A 2,306-nucleotide genomic window follows, 5' to 3' on the forward strand; every position below is an offset into this window, starting at 1 on the left:
GGTTAGCAGGTGGTCGGGCTGCTCCGGTCTGGCTAACGTTGGGTAAATATCCTGATATGTCACTCAAACAGGCAAGGGAAAAGCGCGACGAGTGCCGTGGTTGGTTGGCTGACAAACGTGATCCGCGTATCCAGATTAAGATTCAGGCTGAAGAACGCTTAAAGCCGGTCACAGTGGAGGATGCACTAAATTACTGGTATGAAAACTACTGTAAGGTGCGTCGTAAAACTCATGCTGTAACGCTTGGCAGATTTCGAAAGCATATCTTTCCCTATATCGGTCATTTGCCCGTAAATGACACTCACCTATATGAATGGCTGGACTGTTTTGACCGAATTAAACGTAATGCACCAGTTATGGCGGCGTATGTTTTTTCTGACACTAAATTAGCTCTTCGTTTTTGTCGGGTACGCCAGTACGCGACGTGTGATGCTTTAAAGGATTTGCGCATGAGTGATGTGGGGCAGATTGCAGGTAAGCGGGATCGGGTTCTGGATGAAGCCGAACTCGGCCAGCTCTGGAAGGCAATTTTTGTCGAGCCTGATTTAAAACTAATGTCTGAATACACGCGAAAAATGTTTGTGCTTTGTACAGTATTTGGATGTCGAATGAGTGAAGCCCGATTATCAGAATGGAGCGAATGGGATCTCGAAAGTTGGGTTTGGACTGTGCCAAAAGATCACTCAAAAACTGGTGTTGAAATCGTCAGACCAGTACCTGAAATTCTACGACAGTGGGTAACGGATGTTCACGAAGAGACAAAACATACTGGTTATGTGCTGGGAAGTCTGCGAATTAGAGAAAGCGTAAGCAAGATTGGGGGGAAAATCGGTAAACGTTTGGGCCATGAAAAACAATGGTCACTACACGACCTTAGAAGAACGCTATCTACTCATCTAAGTGATCTCGGTGTTGAATTTTATGTAGTAGAACAACTGTTAGGCCATGCGCTACCTGGCGTGGCAGGTGTTTACAACCGGAGTAAGTTTATGGCTAAAAAACTGGATGCTCTGGAACTCTGGACTACATATCTCAATAGCATCGCAGCTGCTGATTCAAAAGTGACAATCCTCAAACAAAAGGCTGGTTAGCATGAAAAAAATGGCAATTGTTGATAAAAAGGGTCTGGAGTACATTCCTAACATTGACCGAATGATCCGTGAGAAAGAATGTCGGGAGCTAACTACTCTTGCGAACAGCACACGCTGGAAGCTGGAGAAGGAAGGAAAATTTCCTAAGCGGATCAAGATTGGTTCCACTGCTGTTGCATATCGTCTTTCAGAAGTGCAGGCATGGATTCGAGGTGAGTGGGAAACAACTTAACTATTAGGTGGGCATTGTGGCTATATTTCATTATACAGATCTTTTTGGTTTGAAAGGTATATTAGACTCTAATTCTTTATGGGCTACAAACATATATTTCTTAAATGATAAAGAGGAGTCTAACCATGGATGTGAATGCTTTCGAAATACAATTAAAATAGTTGATGACAATATCATTCAAAAAGATAAGAAAACTATTTTGCTCAAGTCTCTTGACATGTATGAGAAAGGGAGGTTACAAAAAGAAAAAGGGATTGATAAACATGTTTATAGCATCTCTTTTTGTAAGGAAAACGATAAGTTAAGTCAGTGGAGAGGTTACGGAAATAAACAGGGTGTTTGCATTGAGTTTGATGCGGATGAACTTGTGAGCTTTTCTCAAAATATTTATTTAAATTGTGTTGCACATGATGTTATATATTCAAATAATAACGATATTACTAAGATGAGTAAGGAGTTGGGAGAGTTTTTTTCTTGTAATGGTATTAACATTAAAGAAATGAATGATCATTTTGTAACAATGGTCTCTACGTATCAATTTATATCTAAATACATCCCATTTTTTAAACATCCTAGTTTTATCGAAGAGAATGAATTTAGATTGGTATTTACTCCGTGGATGCAAATGCCAGATGTGCACTTCAGAATAAATAATAATGGAATCATCCCTTATATCATCATTGATAATAAAGATAATAGAAAGTTACCAATTAAAAGCATTACAATTGGCCCGACAAACGATTATGATTTCATTGAGGCTGGTATAAAAATGTTCTTGGATTCAAGAGGATTTAGTTCTGTGGAAATTAAATCCTCATCAATTCCATTCAGGGGGTAAGGATTAACACTTTTAATCTGTGATATTATAAAAATGGTGGATAAAGGCGACCAGAATTGGTCGCCAATGTGAGTATATAGTTAGCCTTAATCAGAATACGAGGTTATCGCCTGATAGGCAATGTGAACAGTTCAATATTTAGGTG

At 39.4% G+C, this 2,306-nt stretch carries 3 protein-coding genes; all 3 read left to right on the top strand.

The genetic code is table 11. From position 1 onward, the window contains the following. Window positions 1–1,091, top strand: a 1,091-nt coding sequence (locus RTW80_RS24245) for a tyrosine-type recombinase/integrase (RefSeq protein ID WP_312720588.1), incomplete at its 5' end; no start/stop codon positions are given. Window position 1,092: 1 nt separating this feature from the next. Continuing rightward, complete coding sequence (locus RTW80_RS24250) at window positions 1,093–1,323, top strand: helix-turn-helix transcriptional regulator (RefSeq protein ID WP_000737990.1); 231 nt, start codon at window positions 1,093–1,095, stop codon at window positions 1,321–1,323. Between the two features lie 16 nt (window positions 1,324–1,339). Then, the gene (locus tag RTW80_RS24255) at window positions 1,340–2,161 is read left to right on the top strand and encodes a DUF2971 domain-containing protein (RefSeq protein WP_025693428.1); all 822 of its coding nucleotides are present in this window, start codon (window positions 1,340–1,342) and stop codon (window positions 2,159–2,161) included. Window positions 2,162–2,306: the final 145 nt, after the last annotated feature.

This window comes from Escherichia sp. AM3, assembly GCF_032029835.1.
GTDB classification, from domain to species: domain Bacteria; phylum Pseudomonadota; class Gammaproteobacteria; order Enterobacterales; family Enterobacteriaceae; genus Escherichia; species Escherichia coli.

Excerpts from the sequence above, each read along its gene's own strand:
- RTW80_RS24250 (WP_000737990.1), top strand. The coding sequence starts at position 1,093 with ATGAAAAAAATGGCAATTGTTGATAAAAAGGGTCTGGAGTACATTCCT.